The sequence below is a fragment of the Paenibacillus sp. NPDC058177 genome, from assembly GCF_042883835.1.
GTDB classification, from domain to species: domain Bacteria; phylum Bacillota; class Bacilli; order Paenibacillales; family Paenibacillaceae; genus Paenibacillus_AQ; species Paenibacillus_AQ agri.
The window spans coordinates 1,514,197-1,534,088 of the sequence record NZ_JBHVVB010000001.1 but is presented as its reverse complement, the minus strand read 5'-3'; the positions used below and the strand labels follow the sequence as shown (position 1 = coordinate 1,534,088).

Here is a 19,892-nt window from a genome sequence, read left to right as displayed (position 1 = left end):
TAATCCTCTTCATTTATAATGATTGTAAATTATGAAAACCTAAGCGGACAAGGCATATGCGTAGTATTTAAAGAAAGGCCGTTACGCTAACTGGCAGTTATGCGTAACTTCCAGGAATGTAAACATCTAAATAACGTAAGGAACGAGGAGGCAGACAATTCATGGGAGGAACGAATGTATGGGATGCGGAGTGGGAGGTTAACGAAGAGCAGGCGCGGACGCTGATCGGCAGACAATTCCCTCAGCTGTCATCGAAGCAAGTGAAGCGATTGGGCTGGGGCTGGGACAATACGGTTTTTCTCATCGGTGACGAGTACGTGTTCCGGTTTCCAAGAAGAACGATTGCAGTTGGCTCGATTCGTATGGAAGGGAAGCTGCTCCCGCAGCTGGAGGCATATATGACCATCCCCTATCCTAAACCGTTGTTATATGGCGAAGCAAGTGACGAATACCCGGCACCATTTCTTGGCTATGCCTACGTGCCAGGAGATTTCCCAATCGGTTTGACGGAAGAACGCCGGGCTTTATCGGCAGAGACGCTGGCGAAATTTTTGCGGAGATTGCATGAGTTTCCGGTGCAGGCGGCGCTGAAGTGCGGAGTTCAGCAAGATCATCGAAACTTGACGGACATAGCATCGCGCAAAGTGAAATTGAAGGGCTTTCTATCGAAGCTGGTTGAACACTTGTCGTCGGAGGAGTCCGGTGTGATCGAAGCGTATATTAGCAGACTGCAAAAGGACCGTGTCGAGGCGGTGAATGCACTGCTACATGGCGATCTTCATTTCAAAAATATGCTTGTGAATGAGAACGGGATCGTTTCCGGCATCATTGATTGGGGCGATCTGAGCGTAGGCCATCCAGCTTGCGATTTGAGCGTTGCTTATAGCTTTTTACCACCTTACGCTCGCGGCGTGTTTTTCGAAACGTACGGAGGAGCGGACGAGGAAACGAAGCTGCTGGCGCGGCTGATCGCGGTATATATCCCCATACTAATCTTAATGCAAGCGGTCGACGACGGGAATGAAGCGATTGCGGCAGAGGCGAAATCCAACATCATGCGGGCACTGTCGGATTAGGCTCATTATTCCGTTGCGGCTATGGGGCTACGGCTATCGGCACTATTTTGTCGTTTAGAGGCCGTGATAAGGTACGATCCGCCTTCTCTGATGCCGCTTTATGTTGAGGAACACGAAATCACGAAATTCAACAGAGTAAGTCGTTGCGCTAACGGGACACGATAGTTTAGTGTGTGCCGATTTGCCAACAACATGCCAATAATCTGACAACGACCATCCAACAACTTGCAAACAGCCCCCGTCCTCCACGGGCTTCTTGCTCTACAAGTCCTCCCAAGGTCGCCAAGGGAGGTTGTTGCACTTGGGCAATGGCATATCCTCCGAGACATTCCCGCCGCGCTGATCGTAACCCCATTTTTAGTTTCGGAACCATGGGAGTATAGAGGTTCGTGGGGGATAAAGAGCTGAAGTCATTGGATTAGTTATGAGGGATGGCAGTAGGAGAAGAAGAGAAGGTGTAAGCAGATATACAGGTTGTGGCTAGAAGTACATCGCATATGTGGCGATGTACTTTTTTACGTGGTGCTGGGAGGTGTTGAAGAGAGTCTTGAAGCTACTGGATTACGTTCGATGATAACAAGAATGGCGGAGCAATTATTAACAATGGAACATTTTTGTATCCATTTTAATATCAGGGCGTTGTGTATTGTCGATATCCTATAGAGCAACTATTTTACCTTCGGGTCGACTTGATAGCGCCACAAAAAGTAAATATCTAAATGCAACTGTAACGGAAGCTACATACGATCCAACGCTGGATAGTAACACTCTTACTATTACCATTGCTAAAGGCGGCTTTGATAATAAAGCTTCGATATTGAAATTGGTCTTGATTTTACATTGAATCAAACTGTAGAAGATCTATTTAAGATACCGCCAGCGGTACCTGCAAATAATATACAGACCTTAGGTGCAGTCACAGTTAATGTATTAGATTTGCACAAAAAAGAACTTGTGAATTTTAGTATTCCTGCATCGCCACCGGATGGAGGCACAACGCCAACTACGCCGGAGCAGAATGAAGGCATATCGCCATCTGCGCCGGAGCAGAATAAAGGACCCCAATTAAGCATGCTTCCAAAGACGGGTGAAGATAGCAGAGCTTTGTATTATATTTCAAGAGTAGCATTCATTATTGTTGGATTGTGGATGCACAGAAAAATGAAGCCATCTCAACAGTAGTTTATCTCTGTAATGCTATTGCCGTTTTATTCTAGGAAAGTCAACAAAATTCAGGTTTGTCCTGATCTTCGCTCGGCTTTTTTATCTATATAGAGGGTCGCACCGAAACATTTGGACGATCGTTCGATTAAGAGGGAAGTTTCAAATTTTGCGTTGTGAGCACTGAGGATCGGGTGGTGTTGCGTGTTAACGATAATGGAATTGGAATGAATATTCAAGATCTAAGTAAAGAGAAGGAACAGGGTTTGATGAACATTAAAAATGTTAAATGATCGGCGGGCACCAAATGAATCTAAGGCCAGTTTGTAACAAAAACACCTTCAAGAACCTGTATCTAAAACAATGGGTTCTTGAAGGTGTTTATGAATTTTATTACAGTTACCATATGCAGCCTCTAACCTTATCTTACCCCGTTGTCCGATATACTTCACGGATTGCGTCTTCAATGTCCGGCTCTTGAACGCTAAGGTCTCGAATTGGCAGCTTGCCTGACAGGTCAGCGATCAGCTCAGCTGCCGTAATTCCAGCCTTATCAAACTGATACCATAGCTTTAGCCCTTCCTGCCGGACAAGCTGTGCCCGCGAATGTTCCGGTGCCTGGGCTTCCTCTGACAATTCAATAACGAGCAGGCGGCTCGGAGCGAGCTTATTAACGATCGTGTCCAGTGGACCCTCTTCTACGATGTGGCCATGATTGACGACAAGAAGGCGTGAGCATAATTGCTCGACATCGTCTAAGTCGTGTGTTGTAAGGAAGACAGTCATACGGCGCTCCCGGTTCATTGTCCGAATAAACTGCCTGATCGCATGCTTGGCATCAGCATCAAGGCCAATGGTTGGCTCATCGAGGAAGAGTACGGAAGGCTCGTGGATCATCGAGGCAGCCAAATCGCCGCGCATACGTTGTCCAAGTGACAGCTGACGTACCGGTGTATCAATGAAATCCTGAATGCGTAGCACATCGTTTAACATGTCCAGAGTATGTTTGAACTTTTTATCTTCAATTCTATAGATCCGTTTTAGCAGCTCGAATGTTTCCCCAAGGCGCAGATCCCAGTACAGCTGTGTGCGCTGGCCGAATACGACACCGAGCTGTCGTACGACCGCTTTGCGTTCTTTTTGCGGAGACAATCCGCAGACATGGATGCTACCCGAGGTTGGATGGAGAATGCCCGTTAGCATCTTGATCGTGGTGCTTTTTCCAGCCCCATTAGGGCCGATATATCCTACAATGTCGCCTTGCTCAATATTGAAAGATAGGCCATCTACACCTCTTACAATCTTCTTATCGGGCATAACTAGACTGCGTACAGCACCTGCTAACCCTGTTTTTTTGCGGACAACCACAAATTCTTTAACTAAATCTTTGACTTCTATAATCGACATCATCAAGCCTCCTATGAACCAGCACTTTCATACCTGCGCAATCCTTGGCGAAAAACCATATAAGCGACAGCCATACAAACAAGCCCCACAATCAATGTTCCGATGGTCATATCAAACGGCAGCTCAAGCGATGCTTTTTTCTTCAGAAAGCTCTCTGCCGGGTAGAAGCTAATGAACCCGATAGGCAGCAAGAAAGTCAGCACTACTTGCACTACATAAGGGTATAGAGTGAGAGGATACATTGTTGTTCGTTCTAATGTTGCAATGGTCATACCAATGAGGTTGCCGCTGCGTTTGGTCCAGAACGCCACTGCCCCGACGATCGTGTAGATGCCTCCCCGAATCAGTACTCCACCGATAATGGTAATGACAAGCTTAAGAATGCTGAGAAGCCCCCAGTTGAAGCCCACTGCATGTGCAGCATACAAGAAGATGACGATGCCTGGAATAAGATCGATCAGACCGATAAAGTTAAAGTAACCGGTGATGAATTGGAAAAATACGTTCAGCGGACGCAGCAGAAGTCTATCGAATTCTCCGCGAAGTACCGCCGACTCAGTTCCCCAGGTGGGAATGAAGAATACAACAACAAGCCCGTGACTTAATAGGCCAAGACCATATAAGAACGCCAAATCATTGAAAGTCCACCCTTCTAAGGGCTGGAACTTGTCAACGATAATACGAAGCATCCATATACCGGCAAAATACTGCGTCGGGATCATCAGCAGCCAACTGACGAGAAATAACGGATATTCAAGCTGCCGCTGAATCGCAAGCTTCGCATAGTAGCCAAATACAGTGAAATAATGTTTGACGCCACTCATAACGGTATCATCCTCCTTGCACCATGACTTTGCCGCGCGCTCTTGACCATATCCAGCTGAGCAAACCACCGAGCAGAACAATCCAGATCAACTGTACGCCCATTCCGCGTAATGCTGCCTCTGGCTTCATGAGTCCGATGTATACACTGAGCGGCAGCTGGTAGGTATACTGGAACGGCAGCCAAGCCGATACTTGCTGGAGCCATTCCGGGAATAACCATAGCGGAATAAGGCTTCCGGATAGTATACGGACAAAGGCATCCTTCACCATTCCGAGATTACCAAGCTCTGACACCCAGAATGCCACAAGCCCGACCATGGCACTCATCAGCCATAGAATCAGAAAACTGAGTATGCAGCTGATAATGAACAACACTGCTGCTATCGTACTATCAGGCATCGGAAAGCCAAATAGCAGGGTAGCCACCAGTACGAGCGGAATGGCTTTATTCATCACTGAGCTGACAATGTTGCCTAAATCCTCGGACAAGTAGATGGCAAGCAGGTTCAAAGGACGCATGAAATCAAGAGCGATGTTGCCATCGCGCACTTGGTGGTAGATAGTATCCTGTACACCGGTACTAAATACTGAAGCCATTAATGTAGAGACCACCGTATACGTAATCATACCGTTCAGTCCGATAACGGAAGCGCCTGAGCCGAGAATGTCACCACCGTAAGCTGCTTTCCAGATGAATACTGACGCTGCAAGCAGGATAATATCGCCGATCATACCGATCCACACATCGAAACGATAGGCGAGTGCAGTCAGCATTCGCATTTTCATCAAATAACCGTAAGCTCTCATTTGCAACCTCTCCATAATTAGAAAAATAAGGATAGCAAAAAATACAATATCAGAGAAAGAGAGATTGGTCACGGTAAATTTTACTTTAATGGGTTTTTTACCAAATCATAAATGATCTTGTGTTCCATAAAGCTGAAAACGGAAAAAGCGGCTCTTGTGTATGCAAGGCCGCTACTTGGATATTTTTGAATCGACGACTCTATATGTTAGAGAGCGAATCTGTTTTTAATGATTTCGGCAACTTCATCAGCGTTTAGCTTCGTGTTGTTAATCCTGATATAATTTTCCCGCTTAATTTCGCCTTCGAATGAGTTCAATCGATGATGCGCCATCGTTTGTTTCAGATCGTGTTCAGAGCGAGCAATATCCCTCTTTGTGGGTTTATGTTCAAGTCTGTGAGGGGTTTTGTTACGCTCAATTCTCTCTTCAAGATCGGCTTCAAGTTCAACAAAGTAAACTTCTCCGCCCTTGTCTCCGAATATTTTACAAACGTTATCTAGATAGTCCCAGTCGTCCTGCATATCGAATGCCCACACATAAGTGAAAATCATTCCATACATACCGCTTGTAGCAGTGGCTTCAAAAATGTCTTGCCGAAACTTACTTACTAATGTCCACATTTCAGGACTAAAGTTAAAGTAGGGAGCTAACAATTCAATAGTCATATGGTTGTGGAATAACTTTAACTCAGTGATCTTTTCAAGCTCATGTCCGACTGTCATTTTCCCTACTGCCTGCGGACCAAATATTACAACAAATTTCATGAGGTCACCTCTTTGGAATATATTTCAATATAATAGCAACCCCATATCTGTATGTAAACATATAAATATACGGAGTCCCGTAGTGGTTTCCGTTTCAATTACTGGTGTTTACAGCTACCAACAAACCGAAATGCTTAGTCTTTGGCTGATCTTATCCTTTTAACAAATTGATTAGTACTTTAGTATTGTTGCTAGATTATATAAAGATTATATATATTAGGATTGGGAGGTGGATTATATTCACACTGGAGGAACTGCAATGAAACGTGCTTACCTGTTGCTAGTGATTTTATTTACTCTTAGTGCATGCGACCAGGCTAATACTAGTACCAACGAAAATAACACTGCTGTTATTGCGGGAGATATCAATGTGAAGGATGCTACAAACACAGAAGTCTCACCCATCACGGTAGGAGATTTATCGAAAGAGTCCTCCGAATTTCTAGCTGAAGACGAAAGCGATCCCTCTGTTTCGAATTTTGAGACGGCTTATAAAATGTGCACGGAAGCTCTGTCTGAATATTATAAGGCGATTTGGAATGGCATGGATATTGATTTGGATACTTATATCGATAACGAAAAGCTAAAACAATACATGCACACAAAGATAACTTCTCAATATGAGCTTTTCCTGAAGAACAACCTTACAGATAATCTGGTGACTGGTATTGATATTAGTGTTAACAAAGCAGAGCAGGTTGGCGGGGATAAGCGTTTTTTCTATTTAAAATTAGATGCACGGGTTGAAAAGGATGTAGGCAGCTATGCTGAAGCCACTGAATTTCTTGTGCAGGTTTTGAATGGAAGGCTAGTTATTGTGGATTGGTATACCAATGGAAAGGATAGTTATGATGCTATTGTACGTGGAGAAAATCAGACTATTAACAATCCTGATATCTGGAATAATAGTGAATGGGTTAATAAATTAGCGGACAGGATTCTGGTCCAGCCTCAGTGAGGCGTGAAGTAAGCTATTCTATATAATCCTATTCTTTTTTTAAATGGCGTTCTATTGTATAATACCGAGTAAGTATATATGTATTATATAATATGATGTATAGGAGGCTGAGGAGATGAGTAAAAAACTAGCGGTAATCATAGGTGCAGGACCAGGGGTAAGTCTGCATGTAGCACATAAATTTGGTCAAAATGGATTTCACGTTGTATTGGCAGCACGCAATAAAGTCGCGCTTGAGGAGTTTACATCGCAATTGCGGGAAGAAGGTATTGCTGCTGACTATATCATCGTGGATGCGGGTAGCACTGCTTCTATTGAAGCTGGCTTCAAAAGTATCAAAGAGCAATATGGCTCACCGGATCTGTTAATTTATAACGCAGCAGTTATTGCTGGCGGTAAGCCGTCTTCCTTGACAAGCGAAGTGCTCACTCAGCATTTGCAGGTGGATGTTGTCGGAGCGCTGGAAAGCACACGTCAAGTTTTGCCTGATTTACTTGCCAAGAAATCCGGCACCATTTTATTTACCGGAGGCGGACTATCTCTGTTCCCTTCAGCCCAGAATGCTTCTTTATCGATCGGCAAAGCCGCAGTGCGCAATTTCGCGCTAACACTTGCTGAGGAATTGAAGCCAGAAGGTATATTTGTCGGTACAGTAACCATTGCCGGTACAGTAAAGCCTGATACATATTATGATCCGGCGATCATAGCAGATGCTTATTGGAAGTTGTATACCGAGCGCGAGGAACATGAAATTCTGTTTAAGCAGCCGTAATAACTAATCTTTTATAGAATAGATCAGGATTTAAGCCAGTCATTCTCATATAGAGTGAACTGGCTTTTTTGCTGTATATCTGATCAAAGACTCACATAGGCCTTGTTCACATGATATGAAACGACGATTGACAAAATAGAGGATCTCCCTAATACTAATTGATAATGATTATCAATAATTTGAGATAAAAACCTTAAATAGATTGTGGAACAGAACGGAGTGAAAGGCAAAAATGAAGCTGGAAGATCATATTGTCGCATGGAATCATGCTGCTGTTAAAGTATTGGACATTCGACACACTGTGATGGAGCCTGGGGAGAAGTTGCAAGGCTATATATTACCTGCATGTGGATTTATCTATACTGTGAAGGGCAAGGCCAGCATGAATCTGGGCGGCATAGATTACGACGTAGACAGTTACTTTATTATGCATGGTGGCAAAGGAATGAGACTCAGCATAGAACCAGAGGAGATTTTTGAATATTACCTCTTATTCTATAGAGCTTCGTTGCCAGGGAGAAAGGATTTAGCAAGACTTTTGGAACGCAGCAATCCATTTCGGATGCAGTATGGCTTCGAGTTATTGGAGCCATTGCCATTGCACTATCAACTAATGGCAATGGAACAACTCTGGGCCCAAGGAAGTCTATTGGATAGAATCCAAGTTAAGGGCTTGTTCTATCAGTTCGTGCATGAATTAATGAAGCAGTTTACAAAGGATGGAATTAATCTCAGGCAACCGGATGTCATTGGGCAGGTTGTTCGCTATATCGAGGAGCATTATCGTCACAATTTATCACTAGAATCTATAGCCGAGCAATTTAATTACAGCCCGCGTCATTTATCGACGCGCTTTAAGGGAGAGACGGGCTTCAGCTTGATCGAATATTTGATCCGATTCCGGCTTCAACAAGCAGAAGAACTATTACGATTTACCGATGCTCCACTTCGCGCTATTGCAGAAGAAGTTGGATATAACGATGTATATTATTTCAGTCGTATGTTCCGTAAATATAATGGTCAATCTCCTATCCGATTCCGCAAGGAAAGCAGGCAGATGATCCCATCGGAGAATTCTCCATTTACCGCCGCCGGATTATCCATTGGCGAGAACATATCATCCCGCTATAATGTGTTTGAATATGATAATCATTATCAACACAAAAATATCGGAGGGTCTTCACCTATGCGAGTAACAAAGACATCAAGTTTTATTGTAGTGATGCTACTGAGCTTTACTTTGCTTTTAAGTGCATGTGGATCTGCAAACGTGGGTTCGAATGCCGCGAATTCTAATGGATCTAAAGCTTCAGAAGTCACAACATCAGCAGCTAATAATGCAACTGACAATACCAATAAGGAGGCACAGACAAGAACCATCTCTACGCTGAAGGGAGATATTGTCGTGCCGGCTAATCCCGAGCGGGTTGTCGTGTTATATCTTCAAGGAGATCTTATTGCACTTGGCATTAAGCCGGTAGGTACTTCGGATGTCTTCGAAGGAGCGCCCTTTGCAGAAATGATGGAGGGTGTTAAAAATCTGGGTGCGTGGTATGAGCCTAATCCAGAGGCTATTATGGCACTAAAGCCGGATTTGATCTTAGTTCCTTCTGAAGAAACTTACGATAGGGTTAAGGATATAGCACCGACCGTTTATATTCCTCAAGATACAATGGCGACGGATGAACGTGTAATGAAGATTGGCGAAGTGTTTGGTAAGGAGCAGGAGGCACAAGCTCTATTAGATCATTTCCACGAGAAGGTGGAGAAGAGCAAGCAGAAGCTTGATGAACTGGGAATTTTGGATAAGACAGTAACCATTATCGAAGGCGGCAAAAAAGAGATGGCGGTGATCGATAGCAAGCTTTACGGAAGGGGCTCTCAGATCATCTATGAATATTTAGGGCTAAAAGCGCCAGAAATTATTCAGAAGAAGATTGATGGAAGGGAGAAGGCGACTGGAGGGTTTGTTTCCTTAGAAGTGTTACCTGAGTACATAGGAGACTTTGTGTTCCGTTCTGTATGGGATGGGGCTGATGATTTGACGGATAATCCAATTTGGAACAGCATTCCAGCCATCAAAGAAGGTAGATTGATCGAAATTGGATTTGATTTTTCATATTATTCCGATATTTACTCTCTTGATAAACAGCTCGATTTTGTAGTTGAGAAGCTAGTGTCAGCGTATGAAAAAAAATAGAAAGCTAGATGATAGAACAACCGTAATACCTCATCTTGAGCGGAAATCGTATTTCGGTCTGTTTTTACTCATAGGGATACTGCTGCTGCTGCTTTCGGCAGCAGCTTCTATCTCTTTTGGCTCTGCTTCCATGAGCCTGACAACGGCATGGACAGCGATTTTTAATTTTGATCCAGAATTGACTGAACATCAGATTATTCATGCCCTGCGTATTCCGCGTACGGCGGCTGATATTATTGCAGGCATGTGTCTCGCAGTAGCAGGAGCGGTGATGCAAGGCTATACGCGAAATCCGCTGGCTGATTCGGGATTAATGGGAGTAAATGCAGGAGCAGCTTTTGCAATGGCCGTTACACTAGCTTTCCTTCCAGGGCAACTGCAGACAACTACACTGCTAGTTAGCTTTATTGGCGCAGGGCTTGGTGCAGGATTAACGTATCTTGCCTCTTCATTGAATCGTTCAGGAATGACGCCGCAACGACTGGTGCTAGCTGGAATGTCAATTACTATGCTATTTGGCGCTATAGGATCATTTATCTCATTAAACTATGGAATTGGTTATGCCCTTGCTTATTGGACATCAGGTAGTGTGGCAGGAGCGACATGGATGGAGATAAAACTAGTCATTCCCTGGTTCTTGGGCGGGCTGGCTTTATCACTATTCATTTCACGCTCCATTACTGTTTTAAACTTGGGAGAAGAGATCGCGAAAGGATTCGGGCAGCGGATCGGTTTCGTTAAGATGCTAGCTACGCTTGCAGTTCTTTTACTTGCTGGTGTATCTGTTGCACTTGTAGGGCCAATCGGCTTTGTAGGGTTGATTGTACCGCATATCATGCGTTTTTTTGTAGGCGTAGATTATCGTTACATTATTCCGGCGTCAGCCATTTATGGGGGCGTACTTATGGTTGTGGCGGATATTGCGGGAAGGTTGATTAATCGTCCGGCAGAGACAGCACTGGGCATTATTTTTGCAATGATCGGTGTGCCTTTCTTCTTGCTAATTGCGAGTAAAGAGAGGAGAGCTGTCAAATGAGTGTTGTTAAATCTTATAAGGCGACAATATGGGTTCTATCTCTCTTAATACTGCTTATTGTAGGAGCTATTCTAAGTCTTAATATGGGAAAAATGTCTCTCAATCCACTTGAAGTATTCCAAGTATTGATTGGACAGGGTCCTGAAGAGCATCATCTCGTTGTTTATAAGTTTCGTCTTCCGCGAATTGTATTAGCGATACTTGTTGGATTTGGGATGGCCCTGGCAGGTGCTGTTATGCAGGCGCTGTTGCGCAATGATCTAGCTGATCCCGGCATGCTTGGTATTAGCTCAGGTTCAGGTCTTATGGTGCTATTAATTATCTCGACTGTAGGCATTCAAGGTGCCACTACAGCATTTTTATTGCCGTCTATGGCATTCGTGGGTGGTCTGCTCGCCGCAGCGCTGATTTATGTTCTAGCTTATAGAAAACATCGTATGATTTCATCTACACGACTTGTTCTGACTGGTGTTGCGATTAATGTGGGGTTAAGTGCCCTAACGTTATTTCTGACGTTAAAGCTGGATGACCAAAAGTATGAGTTTGCACAGCGTTGGCAAGCGGGATATTTATGGGGAGACAAGTGGCCCTATATTAGTTTGTTGTTACCATGGGTGTTGTTATTATTCATATACATTGTGGCCAATGCACGAATATTAAATGTTTTGGTGTTAGGCAATGAAACATCGATAGGACTAGGAGTTGCTTTAAAGCGGAAATTTCTATGGCTGTCGATTGCGGCTGTCGCCATTGCTTCTGGTTGTGTAGCGCTGGGGGGCTCCATTTTCTTTATTGGCTTGATTAGTCCGCATGTGGCTCGCAAGCTGGTAGGTCACGATTACAAAGTACTTCTACCAGCTTCAGCGCTAATTGGTGCGATATTGCTGCTTGCAGCAGATACGATTGCCCGAACGGTCAGCTTTAAGACGGATATTCCAGCAGGGATTATTGTTACGATGCTGAGTGTGCCTTACTTCCTATATCTATTAATGCGTTCCAAATGAATATGGATTATGTTAAAAGCCTTTGAGTATGCTCGAAGGCTTTTTGGCATACGAAAATGATACGAAGCTGTTTGAAAGTGAGCTGTAAGCTAGTAATGCATAAATACATAGCTTATCTTTCCTGTTTCTGTTTTTTAACGTATAATACCAAGTAAACATATGAGTTTTAATTTGTTGGAGGATGAAGAGGCGAGAGTTAGCGGTTAGCTCCGACTCGTAACTGCGAGAAATGAAGTAGACAGAGCAGTGGAATCCATTGGTTAGAAGGTCGTTAGATACAAATTATGAGAGCGGCAAATCCGCTCACTACAGGAGGGTATACTTATGAGTACACAACAAGCAGCAATTTCAGCAGAGAGATTGCAAAAGGCTTTTGCAGATGCGCTGACATTTGAACAGTTCGTCGATCAGGCTGAAGTGAATCAAGAAAGATTACAAGCGAATTTTGAAGGCTTTGTGTTAAACGATGAAGACCGGGCTTATTTTGCAACATGGGCTGAACCGGTGAATGTGCTGGTGTTGGCTCACGATTGGTGCGGCGATGTTGTATCTAATTTGCCGCTCTTCGCCAAAATTGAGCAGGAAACCGGCAAGCTGAAACTGCATATACTGAACCGCGATCCTGATAACCTGGATATCGCAGAATTATACCCACATCCGGATGGCAAAAGCCATATTCCTACGTATGTGTTTTTTAATGATAAGGGAGAAGAGCAGGGCATCTTTATTGAAAGACCCGAACAAATTACAGCTTTGTTCCCTAAGTGGGGAGAGCAGTTCTGGGACCTGAATCCGGAATTGGAAGGACGGAATCAAGCGATTGCTGAATTAGACCCGGCAGTGAAACAGGCTTATTATAAATATTTGCTTTCACAGCGTGCAGATACTAAGGATGTCGAAAAACAAGGAATCATCAGCATCATTCAATCCATCGTAAAATACTGACATACTGATTATTGCCGCCGCAGTTTGGCGGTTTTTTTTGTGCAGCCACAGACGTTAAATGGTCTTTACGAATCATTTTCCCAGGAAGGACTTGTACCTCCACCCACTGGAGAATGTAAGCTGTGTTTTAGCTAGCGGCTAGCAGTCAACTATAAACGGAGGTTCAATGCTAATGAGGTTTTTTGAAGTTTTGATTGTTGTTTTTAATATTTTGTTGATTGGCTGGATTCTATTATTCAAGAACAAATCGCAACGAGAACTGCTTATTGGCTTCGGTGTTTCCGCGATTATTATGTTGGTGCATGGGGTCGTTGAAGGGATGCGCTGGCCGATGATTCCGGCTTATGTCATGACGGCGGCGCCACTCGTGATCTTCGCTGTCAGATTGAAGTCGAAGTCTGGGAAAGCGGAGGGACAGATTGTTCGAAAAAGATCCAAGGTCAAGTTCATCTTCGTGACAACACTGGCAGTTATTTATTCATCCGTAGCCGTAGTGTTGCCGATCTTGTTTCCGATATTCACCTTTAACAAGCCGGCAGGCCCTTACAAAATCGGCACAGTCACTTATGATTGGAAAGATGATCAGCGGGACGAAGTCCTCACCCCAGAGACGAGCGACAAGCGCGAGTTAATGGTCCAAGTCTGGTATCCTGCTGATGCAAAAGCGAAAGGAAAAACAGAATTCTATCATGCTGAGCCTGATATTTTTGCGGAAGGATATAGTAAAGTTTTTAATATGCCCAAGCTATTGTTTACGGCTTTCGGTAAGGTTCGTACACATGCCATAGAAAATGCGGAAATTTCCAATGTGGAGTCGTCTTATCCGGTGCTTATTTTTCCGCATGGCCTGAGCGGAACTAAAATGCAGAACACCTTTCAGGTTGAACAATTAGTTAGTCATGGTTACATTGTAGTGGGCATAGATCATACCTACAGCAGTACAGTTTCCATTTTCCCTGATGGGCGTGTGGCGTATTATCAGCCGATAGACATGACATCCACGGGCCCCATGGATGAATTGAATGATCAATGGGTAGGAGATGCTGAATTTGTGCTGGATCAAGTAGAGAAGCTCGCGGCGAATGATCCGGAACATCGTTTTACAGGCCGAATGGATATGAATAATGTGGGGATGTTTGGCCATTCCTTTGGCGGGGCGACAAGCGTTCAAATGGTAATGAAGGATTCAAGAGTGAAGGCCGCTATTAATATGGATGGAGTATTATATGGTAAACTGCGTATTCCGGAAGAAGGCCTGAACAAGCCGTTTCTGATGATGAGTGCGGATAGCAGCCTGGAGGCTTTACAAAGCACGGATAATAGTGAGCTCTCTGATCTTGGGAAGAAACTCATGGAACGCTTTGATCATATAGCTGACGGTGGTAATTACTGGATGACCATAAAGAACATGACACACATGGGCTTTACCGATATTTATCTGCTCTCACCATTGTTTCAATTACTTCAAAAGGGTAATATTCGAGAGGCTCAGAGCCTTATTAATGAGTATTCGCTGGATTTCTTCGATCATTATTTAAAAAATAAGCCACTTCGTCTACTAGAACAAAATATCGGTGAGCATCCGGCGTTCAATCTTCAAAAAGACTGATATGAAAAAAAGACTTGAATCTCCACCTACTGGAGATTGTAAGCTGTATATTAGCTAGTGCTAGCAACTTACTATCAACATGGAGGTTCAATGCTTATGAGGTTTTTTGAAATTGTGTTGCTTGTTTTCAATATTTTGCTGATGGGCTGGATTCTATTTTTCAAGAACAAGACACAGCGTAGTTTTCTAATTGGATCCGGGATTTCCGTCATCCTTATGCTGCTGCACGGGATCATCGAAGGCATGCGCTGGGCGATGATTCCGGCGTATGTGTTGTCGGTAGTGGCATTATTGTTGTTCGTTGTCAGATTGAGATCGAAGTCTCGCCAAGCGGGGGAACAGCCTGCCCGAAAAAGATCCATTGTAAAGCTCGTCTTGCTGACCTTACTGACTGTTATTTATTCAGCTGTAGCGGTAGCCTTGCCGATATTACTTCCCGTATTCACCTTTGATAAACCAACGGGTTCTTACAAAATCGGTACAGTTACTTATGATTGGAAAGATGATAGTCGGGACGAGGTCCTCACGCCAGATCCAAATGACAAACGCGAGCTAATGGTACAAATCTGGTATCCTGCTGACGCCAAAGCAAAAGGGAAGACTGCGGCCTATCATTCGGATGCCAATGCATTTGCCGAGGGATATAGCAAGATGTTTAACTTCCCTAAACTGTTATTTTCATCTATAGGTTATGTCAAGACACATGCCATAGAGAATGCAGAAATTGCAAATGGGGAACCGTCCTACCCGGTGCTTCTATTTTCGCATGGTCTGACCGGAAATAAAATGCAGAACACTTTCCAAGTCGAACAATTGGTTAGTCATGGTTACATTGTGGTCGGCATAGACCATACCTATAGCAGTACCACTTCTGTTTTCCCGGATGGACGGGTAGCCCCATTAATTATGCAAGACATAAAGTCTATTACTGATCTGGATCATGCCAATGAACAATGGGTAGAAGATGCCAAGTTTGTATTGGATGAGGTCGAAAAGCTGGCAGCGAATGATCCAGACCAACGTTTTACCGGCCGGATGGATATGAATCATGTGGGGATGTTCGGCCATTCCTATGGGGGGGCGACAAGTACGCAAGTGTTGATGGCGGATTCCAGAATCAAGGCAGCCATTAACATGGATGGTGTATTATATGGCCAGCGGCTTATTCCGGAAGAAGGGCTTGGCAAGCCGTTTATGATGATGAGTGCGGATTCCAGTGTAGAGAATATTAACTCCACTACAGAAGGAAGCCCGATCGATATGAAGAAGGAAGTCCTGCCGCGGTTCGCTAATATCACTAAGGGCGGTAACTATTGGATGATTCTGAACAAGACGACGCATATCAGCTTCACTGATTTTGTTCGGTTCTCACCACTTTTACAATTGATGCAAGGACGCAATATTGGGGAGGCTTACAGCCTAATTAACGATTATTCACAGGACTTCTTCGATCATTACTTGAAAAATCAGCCTTTCCGGCTATTGGAGCAAAATATTGGAGAGCATCCGGATTTTACGATTTTACATGACTAATTATAACTATGAACAGCCCAAAGGTCTTAGTCTTTGGGCTGTTCGTTGTTATAGGTTATGCTACAAATTCATCTTTCGCTGCAAGTTTTGAAAGAACACGAGATTCCCTTCTGAGAATAAATTTATTTGCGGACTCATGATGGAACATAGCCTGTTGAGGCGTTCAATAAGAGGTGTACGAGTCTGCCGGGCATGTCTCATATAGGATTTTAGGAAATCCTCGTTATAGATGGTTTGTTCTACATTGCCGTATAGCGAGAACGAATCTTCAATGATCGCCTGAACTTCAGGACTGTCAGCTGGCTTTTTGGTCTCCACCGCCTGGGTCAATCGAAGATAAAAATGATCCAGTTTCTTGATCCATGTAGCTGCATCATAGCGGGGCTGAAGTTCTTTAATGAAGAATGTATAGTTAGTGTTTTTCAGATCTTCGAAATATTGAGGATCATTTAAGATTTCTTGCAGCTCATTCCAGGCAGCTATTTGTTTCGCTGTTGTTTTCTCTTGATTCACAATATATTTATTGAAATAATGCAGCATAGGATCCTGCCATTCTGGAGGAACTCCATCAAAGAGATCAGAAGATTCCACTTTCTCGCCAATAAATTGTTTGCGTTTATCAGTATTTGATGCTTTAGCTTGAACGAGATCGTAAATGTAATTTATGGATGGATCCCCTTGTTGCTGCTTTGCTTGTTGTAAAATAGAGATCATATTCGTAAGCGCGCTAACCTGAATGGACAATGATTCAATTTGCCAATCGAGTGCTTTGTCAACCGATAAGGCCCCGGATAAGAGCTGACTGATGTCTTCAATACCAAAATCCAAATAGCGTAGCGTTGTAGTAAGCTCCAAACGCCGTATATCTTCCATCGTATATAACCGGTGCCTTCCCTCCGTATGAGTGGAGGGTTTAACTAATCCAATCTCATCGTAATAGCGGATGGTTCTGACCTTAGAGCCAATCATTTTGGCAACTTCCCCGATCGAAAAGGTCTGTAGTTCTGTATCGCTGTCTGAATACAAATGATGTGCCTCCAATGCTAGAACTTCTGTCTTCATGACTAAAGGTTTAATGCAATTATACTGCGCACTGCTTGCTGAATTCCAGCCGCATTTATGATATTAAGATAGAATCAAACGGATTCGAATCTCACCTACTGGAGATAATAAGTTGTATTAGCTAGTGCTAGCAACTTTTTATCGACATGGAGGTTCATTTGCGTATGAGGGTTTTTGAAATTTTGTTAGTGGTTTTTAATATCTTACTATTGGGCTGGATTCTATTCGCTAAGAATAAGACACAGCGCGGCCTGTTCATTGGATTCGCGATTTCCGCCATCATCATGTTGATGCAAGGAATCATAGAAGGCATGCGCTGGCCGATGATCCCGGCATATGTGTTGACGGCTGTGCCGCTTGTGTTTTTCGTTATCAGGTTGAGGCCGAAGTCTCACAAAGCTGGAGTACAAACATCTCGAAAAAAATCAACTGCAAAACTCATTGTGGTGACCTTGCTGACTGTTATTTATTCAGCTGTAGTGGTAGCTTTGCCGCTTTTGCTTCCCGTATTCACCTTTGAGAGGCCGAGAGGTCCTTACAAAATCGGTACGGTTACTTATGATTGGAAAGATAATAGCCGGGATGAGGTCCTCACGCCTGATCCTAATGACAAACGCGAATTAATGGTACAAGTCTGGTATCCTGCTGATGCTCAAGCGAAAGGGAAGGTTGGGGCTTATCATTCGGACATCAAAGCCTTTGCTGAGGGATATAGCAAGATGTTTCATGTCCCTAAGATGTTGTTTACTTCTATAGGTTATGTTAAGACACATGCGATAGAGAATGCAGCAATTTCTAATGCAGAGCCGTCCTATCCGGTGCTTCTATTTTCACATGGTCTAACTGGGAATAAAATGCAGAATACCTACCAGGTCGAACAATTGGTCAGTCATGGTTACATCGTGGTCGGCATAGATCATACCTATAGCAGTACCGCTTCTGTGTTCCCGGATGGACGGGTGGCACCATTAATCCAGGAAGAGAGCAAATCCATCGCTGATCTGGATCATGCCAATGAGCAATGGGTAGAGGATGCCAAATTTGTACTGAATCAGGTGGAGAGGCTGGCGGCGAATGATCCAGACCAGCGTTTTACCGGCCGGATGGATATGAATCATGTGGGGATGTTCGGTCATTCCTTCGGCGGAGCGACCAGTGTGCAAATGTTAATGACGGATTCCAGAATTAAGGCAGGACTTAACATGGATGGCATATTATATGGCCAGCGGCGTATTCCGGAAGAAGGGCTGAGTAAGCCGTTTCTGATGATGAGTGCGGATTCCACTGTAGAGTATATTCATACAAGCACAGATGGCCCGATTGATATGAAGAAGGAAGTACTACCGCGGTTTGATAATATCACTAAGGGCGGAAACTACTGGATGATCCTGAACAAAATAAGGCATGGCAGCTTCACGGATTTTGTTCTGTTCACACCGGTTTTCCAATGGATGCAGGGAAGCGATATTCGAGAGACCCATGATCTCATTAGCGATTATTCGCAGGATTTCTTTGATCATTACTTGAAAAAGAAGCCTTTCCGGCTATTGGAGCAAAATATCGGAGAGCATCCGGATTTTACGATTTTACATGACTAAATATAACTTCGAACAACCCAAAGGCCTTAGCTTTTGGGCTGTTCGCTTGTTTGGTTATCTAACTCCAGCTTCCGTTGCAAGTTTTGAATAAAGACAAGATTTGCTTCTGCGAGCAAGTTTAATTGGGGGCTCATAATGGCACATAACCTGTCTATGCGTTCAATAAGAGGTGTACGAGTCTGCTCGGCCCGGTCGAGATAGGATTTAAGGAAATCCTCGTTATAGAATGTTTCCTCAGTATTCGCATATAGCGAGAGTGTCTCTTCTATAATGGCCTGAACCTCAGGACTGTCAGCAGATTTCTTTTTCTCCACCGCTTGCGTCAATTGGACATAGAACAGATCCAGCTTCTTGATCCAGGTATCTGCGTCATAGCGGGGCTGAAGTTCTTTGGTAGATGAGGCAAAACCCGTGTTTTTCACATCTTTAATAAACTGGGGATCGTTGATGATTTCTTGCAGCTCATTCCAGGCGGCTATTTGTTTTGGTGTGGTTTTTTCTTGTTGAACAATGCATTTATTGAAAAAATACAGCATGGGATCCTGCCATTCCAAGGGAACTCCGTCAAAGAGTTCAGTAGCGGCTACCTTTTCAGCAATAAACTGTTTTCGTTTTTCAACATTTGAGGCTTTGGCTTGAACAAGATCGTACAGATAACGCATGGAATCCCCTTGCTGCTGCTTCGCTTGCTGTAAAATAGAGATCATATGAGTAAGCGCATTAACCTGGATGGAGAGGGATTCCATCTGCCAATCGAGTGCTTTATCGACCGATAAGGACCCTGATAGGAGCTGGCTGATATCTTCAATGCCAAAATCCAGATAGCGCAACGTTGCTGTAAGTTCTAGACGCCATATATCTTCCATTGTATATAAGCGATGTTTACCCTCAGTATGGCTAGTGGACTTCACTAATCCAATTTCATCGTAGTAACGAATGGTTCTGATTTTAGATCCAATCATCTTGGCCACTTCCCCAATGGTAAAGGTCTGCGCCGGAAGGTTTGAATCCATGCCTTCTTGATCTTTTAGTTCGGTCTCGGTGTGCGAATACAAATGATTTCCCCCCAATGATGTCACTCTCGATCACTATCAACTATATGTTTAGTAATCATTATACTGCTCAGATCACTCAT

17 protein-coding genes are annotated in these 19,892 nt (G+C 43.8%); 11 read left to right on the top strand and 6 right to left on the bottom strand.

The annotated features are described in order from the left end of the window. The first annotated feature begins 161 nt into the window (after nt 1-161). Together ACFVU8_RS07270 and ACFVU8_RS07265 are read left to right on the top strand one after the other, a co-directional pair. The gene (locus tag ACFVU8_RS07270) at nt 162-1,076 is read left to right on the top strand and encodes a phosphotransferase (protein WP_387426556.1); all 915 of its coding nucleotides are present in this window, start codon (nt 162-164) and stop codon (nt 1,074-1,076) included. A gap of 840 nt (nt 1,077-1,916) precedes the next feature. Beyond that, a complete protein-coding gene (locus tag ACFVU8_RS07265; RefSeq protein WP_387426555.1) occupies nt 1,917-2,258 on the top strand; it encodes a hypothetical protein in 342 nt (113 codons plus the stop codon). 405 nt (nt 2,259-2,663) lie between these two features. On the opposite strand, the gene ACFVU8_RS07260 is transcribed toward ACFVU8_RS07265, so the two are convergent. From ACFVU8_RS07260 to ACFVU8_RS07245, 4 genes are all read right to left on the bottom strand, one after another. Continuing rightward, on the bottom strand, nt 2,664-3,647 hold the full coding sequence (locus ACFVU8_RS07260) for an ABC transporter ATP-binding protein (RefSeq protein WP_387426554.1): 984 nt from the start codon (nt 3,645-3,647) through the stop codon (nt 2,664-2,666). Nucleotides 3,648-3,655: 8 nt separating this feature from the next. Continuing rightward, the gene (locus tag ACFVU8_RS07255; protein WP_387426552.1) at nt 3,656-4,468 is read right to left on the bottom strand and encodes an ABC transporter permease; all 813 of its coding nucleotides are present in this window, start codon (nt 4,466-4,468) and stop codon (nt 3,656-3,658) included. 7 nt (nt 4,469-4,475) lie between these two features. Next, nucleotides 4,476-5,276: an ABC transporter permease gene (locus tag ACFVU8_RS07250; protein ID WP_066369925.1), complete on the bottom strand. Its 801-nt coding sequence runs from the start codon at nt 5,274-5,276 to the stop codon at nt 4,476-4,478. A 206-nt stretch (nt 5,277-5,482) separates the two neighbouring features. After that, nucleotides 5,483-6,040 (bottom strand): DEAD/DEAH box helicase family protein, encoded by a 558-nt coding sequence (locus tag ACFVU8_RS07245; RefSeq protein ID WP_387426551.1) that lies wholly within the window; start codon nt 6,038-6,040, stop codon nt 5,483-5,485. 259 nt (nt 6,041-6,299) lie between these two features. Between ACFVU8_RS07245 and ACFVU8_RS07240 the strand changes: the two genes are divergently transcribed. The 8 genes from ACFVU8_RS07240 (at nt 6,300) to ACFVU8_RS07205 (ending at nt 16,097) form a co-directional block, all read left to right on the top strand. Further along, complete coding sequence (locus ACFVU8_RS07240) at nt 6,300-6,998, top strand: hypothetical protein (protein ID WP_387426550.1); 699 nt, start codon at nt 6,300-6,302, stop codon at nt 6,996-6,998. A gap of 115 nt (nt 6,999-7,113) precedes the next feature. Beyond that, nucleotides 7,114-7,770: an SDR family NAD(P)-dependent oxidoreductase gene (locus tag ACFVU8_RS07235; RefSeq protein ID WP_387426549.1), complete on the top strand. Its 657-nt coding sequence runs from the start codon at nt 7,114-7,116 to the stop codon at nt 7,768-7,770. Between the two features lie 232 nt (nt 7,771-8,002). Continuing rightward, nucleotides 8,003-9,970: an AraC family transcriptional regulator gene (locus ACFVU8_RS07230; protein ID WP_387426548.1), complete on the top strand. Its 1,968-nt coding sequence runs from the start codon at nt 8,003-8,005 to the stop codon at nt 9,968-9,970. Beyond that, nucleotides 9,957-11,006, top strand: a complete 1,050-nt coding sequence (locus tag ACFVU8_RS07225; RefSeq protein ID WP_379197475.1) for a FecCD family ABC transporter permease — start codon at nt 9,957-9,959, stop codon at nt 11,004-11,006. The genes ACFVU8_RS07230 and ACFVU8_RS07225 overlap by 14 nt, the downstream gene beginning before the upstream one ends. Further along, entirely contained in the window at nt 11,003-12,010 is a 1,008-nt protein-coding gene (locus tag ACFVU8_RS07220; RefSeq protein ID WP_066369909.1) for a FecCD family ABC transporter permease, read from the top strand. Before ACFVU8_RS07225 ends, ACFVU8_RS07220 begins: the two co-directional genes overlap by 4 nt. Before the next feature lie 324 nt (nt 12,011-12,334). Next, the gene (locus tag ACFVU8_RS07215; protein WP_387426546.1) at nt 12,335-12,955 is read left to right on the top strand and encodes a thioredoxin family protein; all 621 of its coding nucleotides are present in this window, start codon (nt 12,335-12,337) and stop codon (nt 12,953-12,955) included. A gap of 172 nt (nt 12,956-13,127) precedes the next feature. Beyond that, nucleotides 13,128-14,564, top strand: a complete 1,437-nt coding sequence (locus tag ACFVU8_RS07210) for an alpha/beta hydrolase family protein (protein WP_387426544.1) — start codon at nt 13,128-13,130, stop codon at nt 14,562-14,564. A gap of 96 nt (nt 14,565-14,660) precedes the next feature. Then, on the top strand, nt 14,661-16,097 hold the full coding sequence (locus ACFVU8_RS07205) for an alpha/beta hydrolase family protein (RefSeq protein ID WP_387426543.1): 1,437 nt from the start codon (nt 14,661-14,663) through the stop codon (nt 16,095-16,097). Between the two features lie 60 nt (nt 16,098-16,157). On the opposite strand, the gene ACFVU8_RS07200 is transcribed toward ACFVU8_RS07205, so the two are convergent. Beyond that, nucleotides 16,158-17,123 carry a MerR family transcriptional regulator gene (locus tag ACFVU8_RS07200; RefSeq protein ID WP_387426542.1) on the bottom strand — a complete coding sequence of 322 codons (966 nt, stop codon included), beginning with the start codon at nt 17,121-17,123 and terminating at the stop codon, nt 16,158-16,160. A 200-nt stretch (nt 17,124-17,323) separates the two neighbouring features. Here ACFVU8_RS07200 and ACFVU8_RS07195 point away from each other — a divergent pair, with 200 nt between their 5' ends. Further along, on the top strand, nt 17,324-18,757 hold the full coding sequence (locus ACFVU8_RS07195) for an alpha/beta hydrolase family protein (protein WP_387426540.1): 1,434 nt from the start codon (nt 17,324-17,326) through the stop codon (nt 18,755-18,757). Between the two features lie 26 nt (nt 18,758-18,783). Here ACFVU8_RS07195 and ACFVU8_RS07190 read toward each other — a convergent pair whose 3' ends face one another. Then, nucleotides 18,784-19,812 (bottom strand): MerR family transcriptional regulator, encoded by a 1,029-nt coding sequence (locus tag ACFVU8_RS07190; RefSeq protein ID WP_387426539.1) that lies wholly within the window; start codon nt 19,810-19,812, stop codon nt 18,784-18,786. Between the last annotated feature and the right edge of the window lie 80 nt (nt 19,813-19,892).